Annotated in this window: 19 protein-coding genes and 6 tRNA genes; 23 read left to right on the forward strand and 2 right to left on the reverse strand. The window is 45.9% G+C overall.

The features are described from left to right. Nucleotides 1-36 precede the first annotated feature (36 nt). From L3V30_RS06710 to L3V30_RS06735, 6 genes are all read left to right on the forward strand, one after another. A tRNA-Leu gene (locus L3V30_RS06710) sits at nucleotides 37-121 on the forward strand. 22 nt (nucleotides 122-143) lie between these two features. Further along, a tRNA-Met gene (locus L3V30_RS06715) sits at nucleotides 144-220 on the forward strand. Between the two features lie 46 nt (nucleotides 221-266). Beyond that, nucleotides 267-351 (forward strand) — tRNA-Leu (locus L3V30_RS06720). Between the two features lie 29 nt (nucleotides 352-380). After that, nucleotides 381-465, forward strand: a tRNA-Leu gene (locus L3V30_RS06725). Nucleotides 466-515: 50 nt separating this feature from the next. Continuing rightward, nucleotides 516-590: transfer RNA gene (locus L3V30_RS06730), tRNA-Gln, on the forward strand. A gap of 53 nt (nucleotides 591-643) precedes the next feature. Beyond that, a tRNA-Leu gene (locus L3V30_RS06735) sits at nucleotides 644-728 on the forward strand. Nucleotides 729-863: 135 nt separating this feature from the next. Here L3V30_RS06735 and L3V30_RS06740 read toward each other — a convergent pair. Beyond that, the gene (locus L3V30_RS06740) at nucleotides 864-2042 is read right to left on the reverse strand and encodes a 2-octaprenyl-3-methyl-6-methoxy-1,4-benzoquinol hydroxylase (RefSeq protein ID WP_104974402.1); all 1179 of its coding nucleotides are present in this window, start codon (nucleotides 2040-2042) and stop codon (nucleotides 864-866) included. Nucleotides 2043-2299: 257 nt separating this feature from the next. Between L3V30_RS06740 and miaB the strand changes: the two genes are divergently transcribed. From miaB to lnt, 5 genes are all read left to right on the forward strand, one after another. Next, nucleotides 2300-3724 (forward strand): tRNA (N6-isopentenyl adenosine(37)-C2)-methylthiotransferase MiaB, encoded by a 1425-nt coding sequence (gene miaB / locus L3V30_RS06745; RefSeq protein WP_005391310.1) that lies wholly within the window; start codon nucleotides 2300-2302, stop codon nucleotides 3722-3724. Between the two features lie 73 nt (nucleotides 3725-3797). Continuing rightward, nucleotides 3798-4895, forward strand: a complete 1098-nt coding sequence (locus L3V30_RS06750) for a PhoH family protein (RefSeq protein WP_005373033.1) — start codon at nucleotides 3798-3800, stop codon at nucleotides 4893-4895. Between the two features lie 2 nt (nucleotides 4896-4897). Next, nucleotides 4898-5362, forward strand: a complete 465-nt coding sequence (ybeY, locus tag L3V30_RS06755) for an rRNA maturation RNase YbeY (RefSeq protein ID WP_237308560.1) — start codon at nucleotides 4898-4900, stop codon at nucleotides 5360-5362. Between the two features lie 105 nt (nucleotides 5363-5467). Beyond that, nucleotides 5468-6367, forward strand: a complete 900-nt coding sequence (corC, locus tag L3V30_RS06760; protein WP_005384118.1) for a CNNM family magnesium/cobalt transport protein CorC — start codon at nucleotides 5468-5470, stop codon at nucleotides 6365-6367. 33 nt (nucleotides 6368-6400) lie between these two features. After that, complete coding sequence (gene lnt, locus L3V30_RS06765) at nucleotides 6401-7918, forward strand: apolipoprotein N-acyltransferase (RefSeq protein WP_041852981.1); 1518 nt, start codon at nucleotides 6401-6403, stop codon at nucleotides 7916-7918. 84 nt (nucleotides 7919-8002) lie between these two features. On the opposite strand, the gene L3V30_RS06770 is transcribed toward lnt, so the two are convergent. Then, nucleotides 8003-8473, reverse strand: coding sequence for a zinc ribbon-containing protein (locus tag L3V30_RS06770; RefSeq protein ID WP_005373024.1), 471 nt, complete (start codon nucleotides 8471-8473; stop codon nucleotides 8003-8005). 153 nt (nucleotides 8474-8626) lie between these two features. Here L3V30_RS06770 and leuS point away from each other — a divergent pair, with 153 nt between their 5' ends. From leuS to lipA, 12 genes are all read left to right on the forward strand, one after another. Further along, nucleotides 8627-11200, forward strand: a complete 2574-nt coding sequence (leuS, locus tag L3V30_RS06775) for a leucine--tRNA ligase (protein WP_124008592.1) — start codon at nucleotides 8627-8629, stop codon at nucleotides 11198-11200. 151 nt (nucleotides 11201-11351) lie between these two features. Beyond that, a complete protein-coding gene (gene lptE, locus L3V30_RS06780) occupies nucleotides 11352-11891 on the forward strand; it encodes an LPS assembly lipoprotein LptE (protein WP_005373019.1) in 540 nt (179 codons plus the stop codon). Between the two features lie 5 nt (nucleotides 11892-11896). After that, the gene (gene holA / locus L3V30_RS06785) at nucleotides 11897-12916 is read left to right on the forward strand and encodes a DNA polymerase III subunit delta (RefSeq protein ID WP_104971365.1); all 1020 of its coding nucleotides are present in this window, start codon (nucleotides 11897-11899) and stop codon (nucleotides 12914-12916) included. A gap of 88 nt (nucleotides 12917-13004) precedes the next feature. Next, complete coding sequence (gene rsfS, locus L3V30_RS06790; protein ID WP_005373015.1) at nucleotides 13005-13322, forward strand: ribosome silencing factor; 318 nt, start codon at nucleotides 13005-13007, stop codon at nucleotides 13320-13322. Between the two features lie 4 nt (nucleotides 13323-13326). Then, nucleotides 13327-13797 (forward strand): 23S rRNA (pseudouridine(1915)-N(3))-methyltransferase RlmH, encoded by a 471-nt coding sequence (gene rlmH, locus L3V30_RS06795; RefSeq protein WP_017821762.1) that lies wholly within the window; start codon nucleotides 13327-13329, stop codon nucleotides 13795-13797. Nucleotides 13798-13826: 29 nt separating this feature from the next. After that, nucleotides 13827-15743: a penicillin-binding protein 2 gene (gene mrdA / locus L3V30_RS06800; RefSeq protein ID WP_012842067.1), complete on the forward strand. Its 1917-nt coding sequence runs from the start codon at nucleotides 13827-13829 to the stop codon at nucleotides 15741-15743. Continuing rightward, nucleotides 15743-16864, forward strand: coding sequence for a rod shape-determining protein RodA (gene rodA, locus L3V30_RS06805; protein WP_005391317.1), 1122 nt, complete (start codon nucleotides 15743-15745; stop codon nucleotides 16862-16864). Before mrdA ends, rodA begins: the two co-directional genes overlap by 1 nt. A 2-nt stretch (nucleotides 16865-16866) precedes the next feature. Then, nucleotides 16867-17670 carry a septal ring lytic transglycosylase RlpA family protein gene (locus tag L3V30_RS06810; RefSeq protein ID WP_012842068.1) on the forward strand — a complete coding sequence of 268 codons (804 nt, stop codon included), beginning with the start codon at nucleotides 16867-16869 and terminating at the stop codon, nucleotides 17668-17670. A 90-nt stretch (nucleotides 17671-17760) separates the two neighbouring features. Further along, nucleotides 17761-18939 (forward strand): serine hydrolase, encoded by a 1179-nt coding sequence (locus tag L3V30_RS06815; RefSeq protein WP_012842069.1) that lies wholly within the window; start codon nucleotides 17761-17763, stop codon nucleotides 18937-18939. A gap of 139 nt (nucleotides 18940-19078) precedes the next feature. Further along, complete coding sequence (ybeD, locus tag L3V30_RS06820) at nucleotides 19079-19357, forward strand: DUF493 family protein YbeD (RefSeq protein WP_005384135.1); 279 nt, start codon at nucleotides 19079-19081, stop codon at nucleotides 19355-19357. A gap of 176 nt (nucleotides 19358-19533) precedes the next feature. Next, on the forward strand, nucleotides 19534-20196 hold the full coding sequence (lipB, locus tag L3V30_RS06825) for a lipoyl(octanoyl) transferase LipB (RefSeq protein ID WP_237308561.1): 663 nt from the start codon (nucleotides 19534-19536) through the stop codon (nucleotides 20194-20196). Then, nucleotides 20193-21158 (forward strand): lipoyl synthase, encoded by a 966-nt coding sequence (gene lipA, locus L3V30_RS06830; RefSeq protein WP_005391329.1) that lies wholly within the window; start codon nucleotides 20193-20195, stop codon nucleotides 21156-21158. Before lipB ends, lipA begins: the two co-directional genes overlap by 4 nt. The last annotated feature ends 85 nt before the right edge of the window (nucleotides 21159-21243 follow it).

A 21243-nucleotide genomic window follows, 5' to 3' on the forward strand; every position in this document is an offset into this window, starting at 1 on the left:
ATTTTACCAATTATCTTGATATCTACAGATCAAGTTGCGGAAGTGGCGGAATTGGTAGACGCACCAGATTTAGGTTCTGGCGCCGCAAGGTGTGAGAGTTCAAGTCTCTCCTTCCGCACCATTCTTGGTCGAAGTTTTAAAATGGCTACGTAGCTCAGCTGGTTAGAGCACATCACTCATAATGATGGGGTCACAGGTTCGAATCCCGTCGTAGCCACCATTGATTGGATTGCTAGCATAAGCTATCGGTCACGTAGATTTAAGATGCGGAAGTGGCGGAATTGGTAGACGCACCAGATTTAGGTTCTGGCGCCGCAAGGTGTGAGAGTTCAAGTCTCTCCTTCCGCACCATCTTAAATTAATCTACACTATCAGAATACGCGGAAGTGGCGGAATTGGTAGACGCACCAGATTTAGGTTCTGGCGCCGTAAGGTGTGAGAGTTCAAGTCTCTCCTTCCGCACCATTCTTTCTCTCGGTAAGAGAGGTTAAGTAGTCTTTGACTATTTACGCTGTAGGGCTATCGCCAAGCGGTAAGGCAGCGGCTTTTGATGCCGCCATTCCCTGGTTCGAATCCAGGTAGCCCTGCCATATACAACGATATTGAGATTTTACCAATTATCTTGGTATCTACAGATCAAGTTGCGGAAGTGGCGGAATTGGTAGACGCACCAGATTTAGGTTCTGGCGCCGCAAGGTGTGAGAGTTCAAGTCTCTCCTTCCGCACCATTATCGGAAAACCCAGCATGATTTTGCTGGGTTTTTTCTTTTTTTGGTTCTGGACTCGGGAAATCATTAGATTTGCCGAATTAAAAAAGCGAGCTCATGGCTCGCTTTTTTTCTATCTGTGGATTGAGTAACTTACTACATACCTAAAGCGTATTTCAGTACTTGAGCCTTGATCGGTCCTGAGTTTTCAGCAAACTTCAATGCAGCATTACGTACAAACTTCAATGGCCCAAGATCGTTGCTAAAACTTTTATAGAAAAAGTCCATGCCAGTCTGCATGAGTAAGTTGTCAGGTCGACGTGCACGTTCGTATTTAGCGAGTAAGGTATCTTCCAGCTTTTCTTGTTGTTCTGTTACCGAAAGGAGAACGTCTACATCTTTGAAGCCTAAGTTTACCCCTTGCCCTGCAAGCGGATTGATCGTATGAGCAGAGTCACCCACTAATACGCAATTTTTGCTTGAGTAGCTTTGCGCATGACGACGAGTGAGTGGAAATGAGCCAAACTGTAAAACTTCAATATCGCCCAATTCAGCAGGGAAATGACGTAAGATTTCTTCCCTTAGTTGAGGCTTACCCATCGCACACAGTTGTTTAATGCGTTTTGGCGAGTCATACCAAACCAACGAACCTTGGCCTACTTCTTGACCGTCTTCATTAGTCAAAGAGCACAAAGGTAAAAATGAACGCGGGCCTGAAGGAGTAAATTGTTGCCAAGTGATATCTTGCTGTGGCAATTCTGTTTTCACGTTAATCAACATGCAGTGTTGTCGGTAATCCCACGCAGTCACACCAATTCCAGCCAATTGACGAACTTTAGAGTTTGCACCATCAGCACCAATTACCCAGTTAGCTTCAAACTGCACCCCACTTTCTAGTGTCACAAGGTTTACATCTGCAAACTCAATGTCTTTTAATCGCTCGGGACACATCACGGTTAGATTGTCATACTGAGAGAAGACTTGCCAAAGACCTAATTGGATTAGGCGGTTTTCAACGATATAACCTAGTTGCTCCAATGACAGTTCATCAGAGTGAAAACGAGTACGGCACTCCGGGTGCTCCCAAGTCTCTAAACGCCGATAAGGGCAAACTCGCATACTTTTAATTTCTGACCATGCGCCGAGTGAATCAAGTAACTCCACCGACTGGTGCGAAATCGCAGATACGCGAATATCCATCACCTGAGCGGCATCAAAAGCTTTGGGTTTTGCACCTTCAACCAAGACAACGCTTCTGCCCTGCTTGGCAAATCCAACAGCGACGGCTGCCCCAACCATACCGCCACCGATCACGGCGATGTCATACTTGTTCATTTTTTACTCTTCATCGTGCTGATTAATTGGCGTTTTTTATTGTACTTTCCATGGCTATTTTTACAAAATTGTTTAACAAAAAACCTTGTTCTGCATAGGGCGAAAAACTAGATTTCATCAGGCTTTGCAGAGAATTAGCCAGATCACTAGTCAGGTGCTTTTTAAAGCAGTACAATACGCCGCTTACCGCCGTGATGGCGGCTATAATTTGAGCAATAGCTCTCCAATTTAAGTACAACTGAACGAGCGAAAGTGAGATGAGTAAGAAACTGCTAATTAAAACCTGGGGCTGCCAGATGAACGAATACGATTCATCAAAAATGGCCGACCTGCTTAATGCTGCAAACGGCTACGAGCTGACGGAAGAGCCAGAGGAAGCAGACGTACTTCTACTTAACACCTGTTCGATCCGTGAAAAAGCGCAAGAGAAAGTTTTCCACCAGCTTGGTCGCTGGAAAACACTAAAAGATAAAAAACCTGGCGTAGTTATCGGTGTAGGTGGTTGTGTAGCAACGCAAGAAGGTGACCATATTCGTGAACGTGCACCATACGTCGACGTTATTTTTGGCCCACAAACTCTGCACCGCCTACCTGAGATGATCAAACAATCTCAGTCGGATGACGCACCAGTTATGGACATTTCGTTCCCAGAGATCGAAAAGTTCGACCGCCTACCAGAGCCTCGTGCGGAAGGCGCGACAGCATTCGTTTCTATTATGGAAGGCTGCTCGAAGTACTGTACTTACTGTGTCGTACCGTACACTCGTGGTGAAGAAGTAAGCCGTCCAATGGATGATGTGCTGTTCGAAATCGCACAGCTTGCTGAACAAGGCGTACGTGAAGTAAACCTACTGGGTCAAAACGTAAACGCGTACCGCGGTCCAACACACGACGGTGAAATCTGTTCATTTGCAGAACTGCTTCGTTTGGTTGCGTCTATCGATGGTATCGACCGTATTCGTTTCACAACGAGCCACCCGCTAGAATTCACTGACGACATCATCGCGGTTTACGAAGATACGCCAGAGCTTGTGAGCTTCCTGCACTTACCTGTGCAAAGTGGTAGTGACCGTATCCTAACTATGATGAAACGCCCTCACACCGCTATCGAGTACAAGTCGATCATCCGTAAACTGCGTAAAGCTCGTCCTGATATTCAAATCAGTTCAGACTTTATTGTTGGTTTCCCTGGTGAGACAGACAAAGACTTCCAAGACACCATGAAGCTAATCAAAGATGTAGACTTTGACATGAGCTTCAGCTTCATCTTCTCTCCACGTCCAGGTACGCCAGCAGCGGATTACCCTTGTGATGTATCAGAACAAGTGAAGAAAGAGCGCCTTTACGAACTACAGCAAACTATCAATGCTCAAGCGATGCGTTACTCTCGCTTAATGCTTGGCACAGAACAACGTGTTCTAGTTGAAGGTCCTTCGAAGAAAAACCTAATGGAACTGCGCGCTCGTACAGAAAACAACCGTGTAGTAAACTTTGAAGGTAGTGCAGACCTAATTGGTCAGTTCGTTGATGTGAAGATCGTAGACGTATTTGCGAACTCACTGCGTGGTGAGCTAGTACGTACTGAAAAAGACATGGATCTTCGTAGTGTGATTTCCCCAACGCAGATGATGGCGAAAACACGTCGCGAAGATGAGCTGGGTGTAGCTACTTTTACGCCATAAGCTCGTATAAATAGCCATGGAGAGCCTGGTCGTTATCAGGCTCTCATTAAGTGGCAAAAAATGAGAGGCAACATTGAGTAATAAAATCGTAACTCTAGAAATTAACCTAGAACCTTCCGACAACCGCCGACTTGCTAGCCTGTGCGGTCCATTCGATGACAACATCAAGCATTTAGAACGTCGTCTAGGCGTTGAAATTAACCACCGTAGTGACCATTTTACAATTGTCGGTAAACCTCATACCGCATCAGCTGCGCTGGATATCCTGAAAACTCTGTATGTTGATACCGCACCTGTACGAGGTGAGATCCCAGACATTGAGCCTGAACAGATCCATTTAGCGATTAAAGAGTCTGGTGTTCTTGAGCAGAATACTGAGTCTAATATCGAGCATGGTAAAGAAGTCTTCGTCAAAACCAAGAAAGGTGTGATCAAACCACGTACGCCAAACCAAGCACAGTACTTGGTTAATATGGTCACGCATGATATTTCTTTTGGTATTGGCCCAGCTGGTACAGGTAAAACTTATCTTGCTGTTGCAGCAGCAGTTGATGCACTAGAGCGCCAAGAGATCCGTCGTATTCTATTGACGCGCCCTGCGGTTGAAGCCGGTGAGAAACTGGGCTTCCTACCTGGTGATTTAAGCCAGAAAGTCGACCCATACCTACGTCCGCTATACGATGCCCTATTTGAAATGTTGGGCTTTGAGCGCGTAGAGAAGCTGATTGAACGTAACGTGATTGAGGTAGCCCCTCTTGCTTACATGCGTGGTCGTACTCTAAACGACGCTTTCATCATTCTTGATGAGAGTCAGAACACCACGGTTGAGCAGATGAAGATGTTCCTAACGCGTATTGGTTTTAACTCTCGCGCAGTTATCACTGGTGACGTCACGCAAATCGACTTACCTCGTGGTGCAAAATCAGGTCTTCGTCATGCTATTGAAGTACTAAGCGAAGTCGACGACATCAGCTTTAACTTCTTCTTAGCAGACGACGTTGTACGTCACCCAGTGGTTGCTCGTATCGTTAACGCGTATGAGAAGTGGGAAGCACAAGACCAGAAAGAGCGTAAAGAGTTCGAGAAGCGTCGTCGTGAAGAACGCGATGCGAAGTTATTAGAAGCAGCGAAAGCCGAACTGAATGCACAAGTTGCTTCCACTAAGGAATAATCATGGCGATTGAACTTGATCTGCAACTGGCAGTCGAAAATGAAGAAGGGCTGCCTTCGCAGCAAGATTTCCAATTGTGGCTAGATAAGACAATTCCTCTCTTCCAGCCACAAGCCGAAGTGACCATTCGCATTGTTGATGAACAAGAAAGTCACACGCTTAACCATGAGTATCGTGGTAAAGATAAACCGACCAATGTGTTGTCTTTTCCATTTGAAGCCCCTCCGGGTATGGAAATAGATTTACTTGGCGACTTAATTATTTGCCGCCAAGTCGTTGAAAAAGAGGCAATTGAACAGAACAAGCCTCTGTTAGCACATTGGGCGCATATGGTTGTACATGGCATCTTGCATCTGCTAGGTTATGATCATATTGAGGATGACGAAGCCGAAGAGATGGAGTCCCTCGAAACCGAAATCATGCAAGGTATGGGCTATGAAGACCCTTACATTGCTGAAAAAGAATAGCCATTGGCTATTCAGCAGGGAAAGGCGAACCACCAAAATGATTCTCGTGTTCGCCTCTCTATGTGTGCTATCACACTTCTGATAGCGTTACTTAATTGAGAAACAATGAACGAAGATAATTCTCCCTCTTCTAACGAAGATAAGAAAGAAAAGGCAGAAGGTCCGAGTAGAAAGTCCTTCTTTGAGCGTCTAGGTCAATTATTTCAGGGCGAACCAAAAGATCGCCAAGAGCTTGTGGATGTTATCCGTGACTCTGAAGTCAATGACCTGATTGACCATGACACCCGCGATATGCTTGAAGGTGTTATGGAAATCTCCGAAATGCGCGTGCGTGACATTATGATCCCGCGTTCGCAAATGGTTACGGTTGAGCGTACTCACGACCTTGATACCTTGGTTGCCTTGATTACCGATGCTCAACACTCTCGCTACCCTGTGATCAGCGAAGATAAAGACCATGTGGAAGGCATTCTTCTTGCGAAGGACTTACTTAAATACTTAGGCTCAGGCAGTAATCCATTTGATATCGAAGAAGTTATTCGACCAGCCGTTGTGGTACCGGAAAGCAAACGCGTTGATCGACTGCTGAAAGAGTTCCGTGAAGAACGTTATCATATGGCCATTGTTGTCGATGAATTCGGTGGTGTTTCTGGTCTTGTGACCATTGAAGATATCCTTGAAGAAATCGTCGGGGATATCGAAGATGAATTCGATGAAAGCGAAGAGACAGACATTCGTAAGCTTAGCAAGCATACGTTTGCTGTCAGAGCGCTGACAACCATCGAAGAGTTTAATGAGACATTTGGAACTAACTTCAGCGATGAGGAAGTAGATACCGTTGGTGGCATGGTCATGACTGCCTTTGGTCACTTACCTTCTCGTGGTGAACTGGTTGAAATTGAAGGTTACAACTTCAAAGTCACCGCTGCCGATAACCGTCGTGTCATTCAACTCCAAGTGACGATCCCAGACGAAGAAACCCTGGTTGAAGCCACTCAAGAGTAACGCGATACCCATTGGGAATCTCAGAAAATTATAATGATGAATGAACTCTTTCATCGCCTCAAGCGGCCCTTAGTGGCCGCTTTTGTTGGCGCCTCTACTACGCTCGCTTTTGCACCTTACCAGTTGTGGCCTGTTGCCATTCTTAGCCCAGCTATTCTACTGATTCTTCTTGCTAACCAAACACCGAAACGCGCACTGTGGATTGGCTATGCTTGGGGGTTAGGTCAATTTGCAACTGGCGTTAGCTGGGTGTACGTCAGTATCTCCGGCTTTGGTGGCATGCCACTGATTGCCAATTTATTTTTAATGGGCTTGCTTGTCGCCTACTTGGCTGTTTATTCAGGCTTATTTGCTTGGCTCAACAACAAACTCTTTCCTCAATTTACGCTCACAAAAGCGCTTCTCGCTGCGCCCGCTTTATGGCTAATCAGCGATTGGTTGCGTGGTTGGGTGATGACCGGCTTCCCGTGGCTATGGCTAGGCTACAGCCAGATTGATGCTCCACTAGCAAGCTTTGCGCCTATCGGTGGCGTGGAACTGCTCACTCTGTTTATCCTTATTAGTGCAGGGGCATTAGCCTATGCTTGGGTTCATAAACAGTGGCTGATGGTGATTATTCCTGCGGTATTACTCAGCACAGGCTTTGGGATTCGAAACTACGATTGGGTAACACCTCGGCCAGAAGACACGACTAAGCTCGCGCTGATTCAAGGTAACGTTGACCAAAACCTTAAGTGGCTGCCAAGCCAACGTTGGCCAACCATCATGAAATACGCCGATCTCACTCGTGAAAACTGGGACGCTGATATTATCGTCTGGCCAGAAGCTGCAATTCCTGCTTTTGAAATTGAAGTGCCTTCATTTTTGAGCAATATCGACAGTGCAGCAAAAATGAATAACAGCGCAATCATCACTGGTGTCGTCAACCAAGCTGAAGATCGACAGTTCTACAACAGTATCCTGTCCCTTGGCATCACACCATACGGTGACTACAGTTTCGACTTGAGCGAACGCTACCATAAGCATCACCTATTACCGTTTGGTGAGTTTGTACCATTTGAAGATATTTTGCGCCCATTAGCGCCATTCTTTAACTTACCGATGTCGTCGTTTAGCCGTGGGGCTTTTGTGCAGCCCAACATCGTTGCGAATGGCATGCACATGGCACCAGCGCTTTGCTATGAGATCATCTTTAATGAGCAAGTGCGTCAAAATGTGACTGACGAAACAGACTTCATTCTAACGCTATCGAACGACGCATGGTTTGGTCACTCTATCGGCCCTCTTCAGCATATGGAGATCGCCCGTATGCGTGCCTTAGAATTAGGTAAACCGCTCATCCGCTCGACTAACAACGGATTAACAGCGGTAACCGATCACAAGGGTAAAATCGTTGAGCAAGTACCGCAGTTTGAAACTGCAGTACTGCGCGCAGAGCTCACCCCAACCAATGGACAAACGCCATATCGAATCGTTGGTACTTGGCCATTGTATATTTGGGTTGGGTTAAGTTTAGCGCTGGCTTTCGGTTTAAGAAGAAAACAGAGCTGATAACAGCTTGAAAGTAGAAAAGACAAAAAAGAGGCGACCAAGCCTCTTTTTTATTCATAGCACTATACAGTCGTTACGCGCCATTTATGGCTTTAATGACTGGCGAGTAAAGCCTTTGTGACCACATTTAATACACGGAATGATTACAGTTGGGTGGTTATACGTTGTCTTGTGACCACACTCATCACAGACCAAGGTACCTAAGCCTATCACCTCTCCTGCTTCATATAGCCCTTGATGCTCTAAGTCATCGAACAACTCAACCCACTCAACTTTAGTTCGGTCTGTAATCTCTAACAACCCTTGCCATATCGAGTCCGCAATCGTTAAGTAAAACGGGCCGCTTTTGCTATCCTCGTAACTCTCTGAAAACTCTTTTAAGTCTGCTTTAAGGTATGCTTTGATTAAAGCTAATTCATCTTTGGTCAAGTCATTAGCAGCATCCACCACTTTGCCCGACGTCTCAATCGCTTTGTTAACTTCTTCCGGACTGTGCTTCAAGGTTTCAATCACATCCTCGAGCATTTCCTCATAACCTGTTTTACGTTTAGGCATAACTGACCTCCATCTTTCTCCTACCTGCGTCACTTAAGGGCGCATGGGTACAGATTGGCTATTGTTGTGATCCCTAGCTTTAGGTATTCTATGACGATCTATTTAAGTCTGTTCTAACCGAACTCACAAATTCCAAGATAACGGATACCATCGATGCAAGAACAATACAACCCACAAGATATTGAACAAAAAGTTCAAAAGCACTGGGATGACAACAAAACCTTTGTTGTAAGTGAAGACCCAAATAAAGAAAAATTCTACTGTCTATCCATGTTCCCATACCCAAGTGGTCGACTGCACATGGGTCACGTGCGCAACTACACTATCGGTGATGTAGTATCTCGTTTCCAACGCCTACAAGGCAAAAACGTGATGCAACCAATCGGTTGGGACGCATTCGGTCTACCAGCAGAAAACGCAGCAGTAAAAAACAAAACTGCGCCAGCACCTTGGACTTACGAAAACATCGAATACATGAAGAACCAACTTAAGCTTCTAGGCTTTGGTTACGATTGGAACCGTGAGTTCGCAACATGTACACCGGAGTACTACCGCTGGGAACAAGAGTTCTTCACTAAACTTTACGAGAAAGGTTTAGTTTACAAAAAGACTTCTTCTGTTAACTGGTGTCCTAACGACCAAACTGTTCTTGCAAACGAGCAGGTTGAAGACGGTTGTTGCTGGCGTTGTGATACGCCTGTAGAGCAAAAAGAAATCCCTCAATGGTTCATCAAAATCACTGAATACGCTCAAGAGCTACTAGACGACCTAGATAAGCTTGAAGGTTGGCCTGAAATGGTAAAAACCATGCAGCGCAACTGGATTGGCCGCTCTGAAGGTGTTGAGCTGAAGTTTGAAGTTAAGGGTCAACAAGACCTAGAAGTTTACACAACACGTCCAGATACGCTAATGGGTGTGACTTACGTGGGCATCGCAGCCGGCCACCCTCTTGCAGCTCTTGCTGCAGAGAACAACCCAGAGCTTGCAGCGTTTATCGACGAATGTAAGAACAACAAGGTTGCAGAAGCTGAGCTAGCGACAATGGAGAAGAAAGGTATGGCTACTGGCCTTACTGCTATTCATCCATTGAACGGCCGTGAAGTTCCTGTTTACGTAGCAAACTTCGTACTGATGGACTACGGTACAGGCGCGGTAATGGCAGTACCTGCACACGACCAACGTGACTACGAGTTCGCAACGAAGTACGGTCTAGACATCGTGCCAGTTATCAAGCCTGCTGATGGCAGCGAGCTAGACATCTCTGAAGCAGCATACACTGAGAAAGGCGTACTGTTCGATTCTGGTGAGTTCGACGGCCTAGAATTCCAAGCGGCGTTCGATGCAATTGCAGCAAAGCTAGAAGCAGAAGGTAAAGGCACTAAGACTGTAAACTTCCGTCTACGCGACTGGGGTGTATCTCGTCAACGTTACTGGGGCGCACCAATCCCAATGGTAACGACTGAAGACGGTGAAGTTCACCCAGTACCCGCTGACCAACTACCAGTGATTCTTCCAGAAGACGTGGTAATGGACGGCGTAACCAGCCCAATCAAAGCAGATAAAGAATGGGCGAAGACCACATTCAACGGCGAACCTGCTCTACGTGAGACAGATACGTTCGATACGTTCATGGAATCGTCTTGGTACTACGCGCGTTACTGTTCACCACAAGCAGACGACATCCTAGATCCAGAAAAAGCAAACTACTGGCTACCAGTAGACCAGTACATCGGCGGTATCGAGCACGCTTGTATGCACCTACTGTACTCTCGCTTCTTCCACAAGTTGCTACGTGACGCGGGCTACGTAACGTCTGACGAACCGTTCAAGCAGCTACTGTGTCAAGGCATGGTACTGGCAGACGCGTTCTACTTCGAGAACGAGAAAGGCGGTAAAGAGTGGGTAGCTCCAACAGACGTAGCCGTTGAACGTGATGGTAAAGGCCGCATTACTTCTGCTAAAGACACTGAAGGTCGCGATGTAACGCACTCAGGCATGATCAAGATGTCTAAGTCTAAGAACAACGGTATCGACCCTCAAGAAATGGTAGACAAGTACGGCGCTGACACAGTACGTCTATTCATGATGTTCGCGTCTCCAGCGGACATGACACTTGAATGGCAAGAGTCTGGCGTAGAAGGTGCGAATCGCTTCCTGAAACGTGTTTGGAAACTAGTGAAAGAGCACACAGCGAAAGGCGCAGCAGAAGCAGTAGATACCGCAGCGCTTTCTGGTGATCAAAAAGCACTTCGCCGTGACGTTCACAAAACTATCGCGAAAGTGACGGACGATATCGCTCGTCGTCAAACATTCAACACCGCGATCGCAGCGATCATGGAGCTGATGAACAAACTAGCGAAAGCGCCTCAAGAATCTGCGCAAGATCGTGCAATCCTTGACGAAGCACTGAAAGCTATTGTTGTCATGCTTTACCCTATCACTCCGCATATCTCATACGAGCTATGGACAGCACTAGGTGAAACAGACATTGATAACGCTGCATGGCCGACGTTTGACGAAAAGGCGCTAGTTGAAGACGAAAAAACTATCGTTGTTCAAGTTAACGGTAAGCTACGTGCGAAGCTAACAGTCCCAGCGGATATCTCTAAAGACGATATCGAACAGCTTGGTCTAAACGACGAAAACGTGGTTAAGTTCACTGATGGCCTGACTATTCGTAAAGTTATTTACGTTCCAGGTAAACTGCTGAACATTGTTGCAAACTAATCACAGCTTGCAATTTGTCTCTGTTTACGAACTTATTTGTTAACCAAGAGTCATTAAACAGGGTAGTTCGCTACCCTGTTTATTTACCTCAAACCATTCACATGAGTGGTTTAAGGTAAATAACCCCTTCAATTTAGGATGAATACAATCAATGCGCTTTTTCTCTTTGATTAAACTACCAGTGGTATTGGTATTAGCGGGGCTTCTTTCTGCCTGTGGTTTTCACCTTCGCGGCGAGTATTCCGTACCGGAAGAGCTGCACACTATGTCTTTCTCCAGCTACGATGAATACAGTGAATTGACTCGCTATGTACGCTCTCAACTCGAACTGAACAAAGTTGAACTTGTTCAACCATCATCGACTGTACCCAACCTTCATTTGACGGAAGCGACTATCGATGAGCGTACACTGTCTCTGTATCAAAATAGCCGTGCAGCAGAAAAAGAGCTGACATACGTAGTAAAATACCGTGTGACGATTCCTGGCTATGGCTCTAAAAACTTTACGACAACAGTAAACCGCAACTACCTAGACAACCCGTTAACGGCACTTGCAAAGTCTGTTGAGCGTGACGTAATTGAAGACGAGATGCGCTTGCAAGCTGCAAAACAAATGATGCGCCAGTTGGGTCGTATCCGTGCCGAATATGAAGCAGGACAAATCTCTGAGCCAGCGAACACAAACTCTTAATCACTATGCGAATTTATGCCGATAAATTAACGGATCATTTAACTAAACACGTTAAACAAGTTTACCTAATCTTTGGGAATGAGCCGTTACTGATTCAAGAGAGCCGCCAAGCAATCCAAAAGGCAGCGTTTCAACAAGGTTTTGAGGAAAAACACCGTTTTGCGGTAGACGCAAGCATCGACTGGAATCAAGTTTACGATTGCTTCCAAGCAATGAGCCTGTTCTCAAACCGTCAATTGATCGAGCTTGAAATTCCTGAAAGTGGCGTGACAACAGCCGTCAGCAAAGAGCTGCAAACACTGTGTGATATGCTGCATGATGACATCATGCTCGTCATTGTTGGTAGCAAACTGACCAAAGCCCAAGAAAATGCGAAATGGTTCAAAGCATTAAGCTCAAAAGGCGACTGGGTAAGCTGTTTGTCGCCAGATCTACAACGCTTACCTATGTTCATTCAGGCACGTTGCCGCACGTTGGGCCTAAAACCCGATCAACAATCACTGCAAATGTTGGCTCAATGGCATGAAGGTAACCTCTTTGCATTGACACAAAGCTTAGAGAAATTGGCCCTACTCTACCCGGATGGTGAGCTGACCATCATACGTTTAGAGGAAGCCCTAAGTCGCCATAATCACTTTACTACGTTTAACTGGATCGACGCCTTACTGGCAGGTAAAGCAAACCGTGCACAACGTATTCTTCGCCAACTTGAGGCGGAAGGGGTCGAGACCGTGATCTTGATTCGAAGTGTACAAAAAGAGTTGAGCCAACTTTTAAATATGCATCAAGACTTAACTCAAATGGGAATGAACCAGGTATTTGAGAAATATCGAGTTTGGCAAAACAAGCGTCCACTCTATAACGCAGCACTGACCCGCTTATCGGCGAGTCGTATTTGTGCATTGCTCTCCTTGTTGGCTCAAGCAGAGATAAAAGCCAAAACTCAATATGACGAGTCTGTATGGCCAACTATTCATCAGTTGAGCTTAGAAACCTGCTCTCCTGATATTAAGCTGGCAATTTAAAAATCAAAGCGTGATATAGTGCGCGACCTGTTTTGCAAGCAAGAATGTAAAACACTGTAGAGATAAGAGACAAACCGAGGAAAACCGAGTGCTTCGCGAAGAACTGAAAGACTTTTTAGCTGACAAAGCCGACGACATGAAAGCGGAAGACATTATCGTCCTAAATGTGGAAGATAAATCAAGCGTTACAGATTACATGATCATCTGTACTGGCACATCCAAACGCCACGTTTCATCCATCGCTGACCACGTTGCAACAGAAGTGAAAAAAGCCGGTCTCGAGCCACTAGGAATGGAAGGTGAAAACGAAGGTGAATGGGTAGTCCTAGATATGGGCGACGCCATGCTTCACGTGATGCAAGAAGAGCACCGCGAACTCTACCAGCTAGAAAAACTCTGGGGTTAATCTTTTGAAAATTCAACTAATTGCCGTTGGCACAAAAATGCCAAAATGGGTTGAGGAAGGCTTTCAAGAATATCGTCGCCGTTTCCCACATGATATGCCATTGGAGTTGATTGAAATCTCTGCTGGCAAACGTGGAAAAAATGCCGATATCGCTCGTATCCTGCAAAAAGAAGGGGAAGCGATGCTCGCTGCGGTACCAAAAGGCAACCGTATCGTCACGTTAGATATCCCAGGTAAAAAATGGGATACTCCTCAACTCGCTGAGCAGTTAGAAGCTTGGAAATTAGATGGCCGTGATGTATCAATCTTAATCGGCGGTCCTGAAGGACTCGCTCCCGCATGCAAAGCTGCAGCAGACCAAAGCTGGTCATTGTCTGCCTTAACGCTACCCCACCCTTTAGTGCGTATCGTAATGGCAGAAAGCTTGTACCGAGCGTGGAGCATCACCGCGAACCATCCTTACCACCGCGAATAATCGTTGTTTAACTTTAGAGCCAAGCGTTAATGATTCGTAAGCGCCGCAGTCAAATCCGAGATTATCAAGCCGAAGCGCGTCTGTTTGCCAGCCGCGCTATTGTCGCTTTTATCGGCATTGTTCTCTTGATGGGAGCTCTGGTCGCCAACATGTACAACATTCAGGTGAACCAGTTTCAAGATTATCAAACCCGCTCGAACGATAACCGTATCAAAGTGGTTCCTATCGCGCCTAACCGAGGTCTGATTTATGATCGAAATGGTGTTTTACTGGCAGAGAACCGTCCCGTCTTTAACTTAGAACTGACTCCAGAAAAAATTAAAGACATTGATGCAACTATCCAAGAACTACAAACCATTCTGGAAATTACCCCAGATCAGATTGAACGTTTCCACCAAGAGCGTAAACGGACTCGTCGATTTAAGTCGGTCCCACTGCTTACCCAACTGAACGAAAAACAAGTAGCGGTATTCTCCGTCAATCAGTACCGCTTTCCTGGTGTAGAAATAAGTGCGACCTTAAAGCGCTACTACCCTTTCAGCGAAGTATTAACCCACGTGATTGGTTACGTTTCTCGAATCAATGATCGCGACATGCAGCGCCTGATCCGAGAAGAAAAAGACGCAAACTATCAAGCCACTCGCGACATTGGTAAGCTGGGTATCGAAAAATACTACGAAGACCTCTTACACGGTACGGCCGGATATCAAGAAGTCGAGGTAAACAGCCGCGGCCGAGTAATTCGTACGTTAAAGTACGTTCCACCTGTACCCGGAAAAGACATCGTTTTAAACCTTGATATCAACTTGCAGCTGTACGTACACCAATTGTTGGACGGCCGCCGAGGCAGTGCTGTAGTAATCGATCCTAGAGACAACGGCGTACTGGCTATGGTTTCAAGCCCTAGCTACGATCCTAACTCGTTCGTGCACGGAATCTCAGGCAAAGACTATCGTGCCCTTTTGAACGATAAAAACCGTCCTTTGGTCAACCGCACCACACTTGGCATTTATCCACCCGCGTCTACCATCAAACCATTTATGGCGGTAGCCGCGCTACAAGAAGGTGTCGTCACACCGAACACTACGCGAAATGATCCAGGTTATTGGCGCATACCAAACTCCAACACTCGCCCATTCCGTGACTGGTTGCGTTGGGGACACGGACGCGTCGATATCATTAAGTCGATCGAAGAGTCTGTTGATACCTTCTACTATCAAATCGCTTATGACATGGGTATTGACCGTATTTCGAATTGGATGATGATGTTCGGTTTTGGTGATTACACTGGCATCGATATCTACGAAGAAAGTAAGGCGAATATGCCGACTCGTGACTGGAAAATGTCTCGCCATAAAACCCCGTGGTACAAAGGCGATACGATCCCTGTGGGTATCGGCCAAGGTTATTGGACAGCAACACCAATGCAAATCGCCAAAGCGACCTCCGTATTAGTAAATGAGGGAGAAGTGATCGCACCTCACTTACTAAAAGCGACGATAGAGAACGGCAACGACTTCGAAGAACAACAAACAACAGAATACGTAACTTACCCGCCAATCAAGAATGTACCGAAAAAGTACTGGGATATGGCGAAAGAAGGCATGCGTCGTGTAAACCATGGCACGCGCGGAACAGCTCGCCGCTCATTCTACAAAATGAGTTATCAAACAGCGGGTAAATCAGGTACTGCGCAGGTCTTCGGTCTGGGTGAAAACGAAGAGTACAACGCAGATGAGATCGCCGAACACTTACGTGACCATGCGTTATTTACTGGCTTTGCACCATTTGATGATCCTAAAGTGGTCGTCACTGTAGTGCTAGAAAACGCTGGCGGTGGTTCTAGCAACGGAGCCCCAGTAGTGAGAAAGATCTTTGATCGAGTCGTACTTGGCCCAGAAGAAATTGAGCCTGATAACAATGCGAAGAAAGAGGTAAAACAGTAATGAAGATGGATCCCTCTACAGGTAAAAATCGCGCCCTGTTTGAACGCTTCCATATCGACTTACCACTCCTACTTGGCATATTGGCCCTGATGGGGTTTGGCCTAGTGATCATGTACAGCGCCAGTGGCCAAAGTTTACTGATGATGGATCGCCAAGCTATGCGAATGGTGCTTTCACTCGTTGTGATGATCGTTCTTGCGCAGCTCTCTCCACGAACCTACGAGAGCCTGGCACCTTTGATGTTCGTCGGCGGCGTCATATTGCTCTTTGGCGTGTTATTTTTCGGTGAAGCCTCGAAAGGCGCACAGCGTTGGCTTAACCTCGGTTTTGTGCGCTTTCAACCTTCCGAGTTATTGAAGCTCGCGGTGCCATTAATGGTGGCACGCTATGTAGGTCGACAACCCCTTCCGCCAACGCTAAAAACACTCATCGTTGCACTGATTATGGTCTGCTTGCCAACCATCCTCATTGCAAAACAGCCTGACTTAGGGACCTCTATTCTAATTGCCGCTTCCGGTATTTTTGTTATCTTCCTCGCGGGCATTAGTTGGAAAATCATCGCTGGTGCCGCTATCGCACTCGGTGGTTTCATTCCGATTTTGTGGTTTTTCTTGATGCGTGAGTATCAAAAAGTACGAGTTCGCACTCTGTTTAACCCGGAGTCTGACCCGCTAGGTGCGGGCTACCACATTATTCAGAGTAAAATTGCGATTGGCTCTGGAGGTATTTCAGGCAAAGGTTGGTTGCAAGGTACACAGTCACAACTGGAATTTCTTCCTGAACGACACACTGACTTTATCTTTGCAGTAATTGCTGAAGAATGGGGTATGATTGGCTTCCTTTGCCTTTTAGCCATCTATCTATTTATTATTGGACGAGGTTTATACCTCGCCAGCCAAGCGCAAACCGCATTTGGACGAATGATGGCAGGCAGTATTGTACTCAGCTTCTTCGTGTATATTTTTGTAAATATTGGCATGGTAAGTGGCATCCTACCTGTAGTAGGTGTACCGTTGCCACTCATTAGTTATGGCGGCACATCAATGGTAACCTTGATGGCTGGCTTTGGTATTCTGATGTCAATTCATACGCACCGAAAAGCATTCTCTAAGGCGACCTAGACATGCAAAAACGCGCTTTATATTCCTTGGTTTTCTCAGCTCTTATTTTGGCAGGCTGTTCATCCACCAGCCAAAAAACGCAAGACGGCCGTTACGAACTCGAATCCGATGTTGCACCTGATACACCGCTTTCAGTCGAACACATCGAGGATGCGCACCCTAAATATGAACCTTACAGCTTAGGTGGCAACAAGGATTACCACTTGCGCGGAAAAGACTACAAGATAGTTCGCGATGCCAAAGGCTTTAAGGAAAAAGGCCGAGCGTCTTGGTATGGGAAGAAGTTCCAAGGTCATTTGACTTCTAATGGCGAAATCTATGACATGTACTCAATGACGGCTGCGCATAAAACGCTACCGTTACCAAGTTACGTAAAAGTCACCAACACTGACAACGGCAAAACTACCGTAGTACGAGTTAATGACCGAGGTCCGTTTCACGATGGCCGTATTATCGATTTAAGCTATGCCGCAGCACATAAGTTAGATGTGATAAAAACAGGTACAGCGAACGTGGAAATTGAAGTAATCAGTATCAATCAGCCCACGGATAAAAAATCTTTAGAAGCGCACCCTAAGTACGTTATTCAGGTGGCATCATCAAAAAATGAAGAACGCGCACGAACTTTAGGGACAGAGCTTGGTCAAAAACTGGATACAGAAACTTTCCTAGAAAATGCGAAAGAGTCTTATCGCTTGTTGTTAGGGCCATTTACTGACTATTCCCTGACGCAAGCCACTCTAGATAAAGTAAAGTTGCTCGGCTATTCGTCTGCATTTATTAAAAAACACAACACTGCCAAATGACCTAGTGTCATGAATTTCTCCTCGATCCCCTCTTACATAGCTGGGGATTCTGATAAGATGTCCGCAGTTAACCCAAAAATTTGAATTACCATGAATAAAAATAAGTTTGTGAAATCTATTCTCGTTTCTTCGGTTGCCCTTTCTGCAACTTTCGCTCAATCTGCTCTTGCATCACCTATCGTTGTTCCAGATGCCCCTCAAATCGCTGCGAAGGGCTACGTACTGATGGATTACCATTCAGGTAAAGTACTGGCAGAGAAAGAGATGAACACAAAATTGTCTCCAGCTAGTCTGACTAAGATGATGACCAGCTACGTAATCGGCCAAGAACTAGCGCGTGGTAATATCTCAGAAGATGACGATGTCACCATCAGTAAAAATGCATGGGCGAAAAACTTCCCTGAATCATCAAAAATGTTCATTGAAGTGGGCACAACTGTAAAAGTACGTGACCTAAACCGCGGTATCATCGTCCAATCTGGTAACGATGCCTGTGTAGCGATGGCTGAACACATTGCAGGCTCAGAAGATGCGTTTGTTGACCTAATGAACGCTTGGGCCAACACACTAGGTATGACGAACTCGCACTTTGCCAACGTTCATGGTCTAGATAACGCCGAGCTGTACTCGACACCATACGACATGGCATTGCTAGGTAAAGCCCTGATCCGTGACGTACCAAATGAGTACCGCGTGTACTCAGAGAAGAAATTCACTTACAACGGCATCACCCAATACAACCGTAACGGTCTACTTTGGGATAAGAGCATGAACGTTGACGGCATCAAAACGGGTCACACAAGCAATGCAGGTTACAGCCTAGTAAGTTCAGCAACTGAAGGTCAAATGCGCTTGGTTGCGGTCGTTATGGGTACTAAAGATGCCAATGCTCGTAAGTCAGAAAGCAAAAAGCTACTAAGCTACGGCTTCCGTTTCTTCGAAACAGTAGCACCGCACAAAGCAGGTGAAACGTTCGTTGAAGAAAAAGTGTGGATGGGCAACAAAGACACTGTAGCGTTGGGCCTTGACCAAGACACTTACGTAACACTACCACGTGGTGAAGCGAAAAACCTAAAAGCCAGCTTCGTCCTTGAAAAAGAGCTAGAAGCCCCAATTAATAAAGGTGATGTAGTTGGTAAGCTATACTATCAGATCGATGGTGAAGATATTGCCGAATACCCACTAATGGCACTAGAAACCGTAGAGCAAGGTAGTCTATTTAGCCGCATGTGGGATTACATCGTATTGTTATTCAAGAGCTTCTTCTAAGAAGAACGTTAGAGTAGCAAACTTATTCGCAAAGCCGCCTGAAAGGGCGGCTTTTTAAGTTTGAGATCCTCGTCTTGAGTTCCCCCTAATTTGACTGTACTATTTCGCACCGCAACGAATATCTACTGGAGTTATCGATATGCTAACCATCAACTCTGATGCAAAATTAAAAGACCTGCTTGAGTTCCCTTGTTCATTTACTTACAAGGTAATGGGTCATGCAAAGCCTGAACTTCCAGAGCTTGTTCTTGAAGTTATTCAGCGCCATGCTCCAGGTGACTACAGCCCGACCGTTAAACCAAGTGCTAAGGGCAACTACCACTCGGTATCAATCAACATCACTGCAACGTCTATCGAGCAAGTTGAGACGCTATACAAAGAGTTAGGTGAAATTGACATCGTGCGCATGGTTCTATAACTTTTTGATAGATTAAATTTTTTTTGAAAGCAGCTTCGGCTGCTTTCTTTTTATTTATCAACCAGATAACAAAACTTTACATCGCTTTCAGTTAAAAATCTGTTACTCAGCGGTAGAGCATCAGGGTTATCCGGTTTATAATCCAAAAACTTTATATATTAGCAACAGGAATTCCCATGCAACACCAACTTGTTGTAAAACGACTTGGCCGCCAAGACTATGAGCCTGTATGGAAGGCGATGCATGAGTTCACCGACCAACGCACAGAAGAAACCCCTGATGAAGTCTGGTTGGTAGAACATAACCCAGTATTTACGCAAGGTCAGGCAGGTAAAGCTGAGCACCTTATTAACACTGGTGACATTCCTGTTGTACAAAGTGATCGCGGAGGCCAGGTTACGTATCATGGCCCTGGTCAGTTGGTCGCCTATTTCTTGATCAACTTACGCCGCAAAAAATTAGGTGTACGAGATCTCGTTACCACTATCGAGAACCTCGTGATCAACACGCTAAAAACATACAATATCGATTCGGCCGCGCGACCTGACGCACCAGGCGTTTACGTTGACGGTAAAAAAATATGCTCTCTCGGTTTACGCATTCGTAAAGGATGCTCGTTTCATGGCTTAGCCTTGAACGTAAATATGGATTTAACACCGTTTCTGCGTATTAACCCTTGTGGTTATGAAGGTATGGAAATGGTTCAGGTCAGCCAATTTGGCGGCCCAGACAATGTAGAAGCCGTAGAAAAACAATTAATAGAAGAACTCGTTACTTTGCTCGACTATGAGCAAGTAAAATTCAGCACAGAAGCACCTTCTCAAGGTAATAAAGCATGAGCAAACCAATCCAGATGGAAAAAGGCGTTAAATATCGTGACGCCGATAAAATGGCATTGATTCCCGTAAAGAACATGCCTACAGAGCAGAAAGAAGTGCTACGTAAGCCTGATTGGATGAAGATCAAGCTACCAGCCGACAGCCAACGAATTCAAGACATCAAGGCGGCGATGCGCAAGAATAAACTTCACTCCGTATGTGAAGAAGCATCTTGCCCTAACCTAGCGGAATGTTTTAACCACGGTACAGCTACCTTCATGATCCTAGGTGCCATTTGTACTCGTCGTTGTCCTTTCTGTGACGTTGCTCATGGCCGCCCATTACCACCGGAAGCAGAAGAGCCTCAAAAACTGGCGAAAACCATCGCCGATATGAAGCTGAAATACGTAGTAATCACTTCTGTAGACCGTGACGATCTGCGTGATGGTGGTGCACAGCACTTTGCCGACTGTAACCGCGAGATCCGTGCGTTGAACCCGCATATTAAGATTGAAACTCTGGTTCCTGACTTCCGTGGTCGTATGGACGTAGCGCTGGATCTAATGAAAGACAACCCACCAGATGTCTTCAACCACAACCTAGAAACTGCACCACGTCTTTACCGTAAAGCTCGCCCAGGTGCGAACTACAAATGGTCACTTGAGCTTCTTAAGAAGTTCAAAGAACAGCACCCAGATGTACCGACCAAATCTGGTTTGATGATGGGTCTTGGTGAAACCAAAGAAGAAATCATCGAAGTACTGAAAGATCTACGCGCACACGGCGTAACGATGCTGACTCTAGGTCAGTACTTAGCGCCAAGCCGTCACCACTTGCCAGTAGAGCGTTACGTTCCGCCATCAGAGTTTGACGAGCTAAAAGAAGTTGCACTAGAGCTTGGCTTCACGCATGCAGCGTGTGGCCCATTTGTTCGCTCTTCATACCACGCCGATATGCAGGCTCAAGGTATCGAGATTAAATAAGCTCTCGCTTGTTTTCAAAAAAAAAGGTTGGCTCAGTGCCAACCTTTTTTGTATCTGTCAAATGATGATAAAAAGCCATTCTACC

This window comes from Vibrio sp. A1-1 (genome assembly GCF_021728175.1).
GTDB lineage: Bacteria > Pseudomonadota > Gammaproteobacteria > Enterobacterales > Vibrionaceae > Vibrio > Vibrio diabolicus.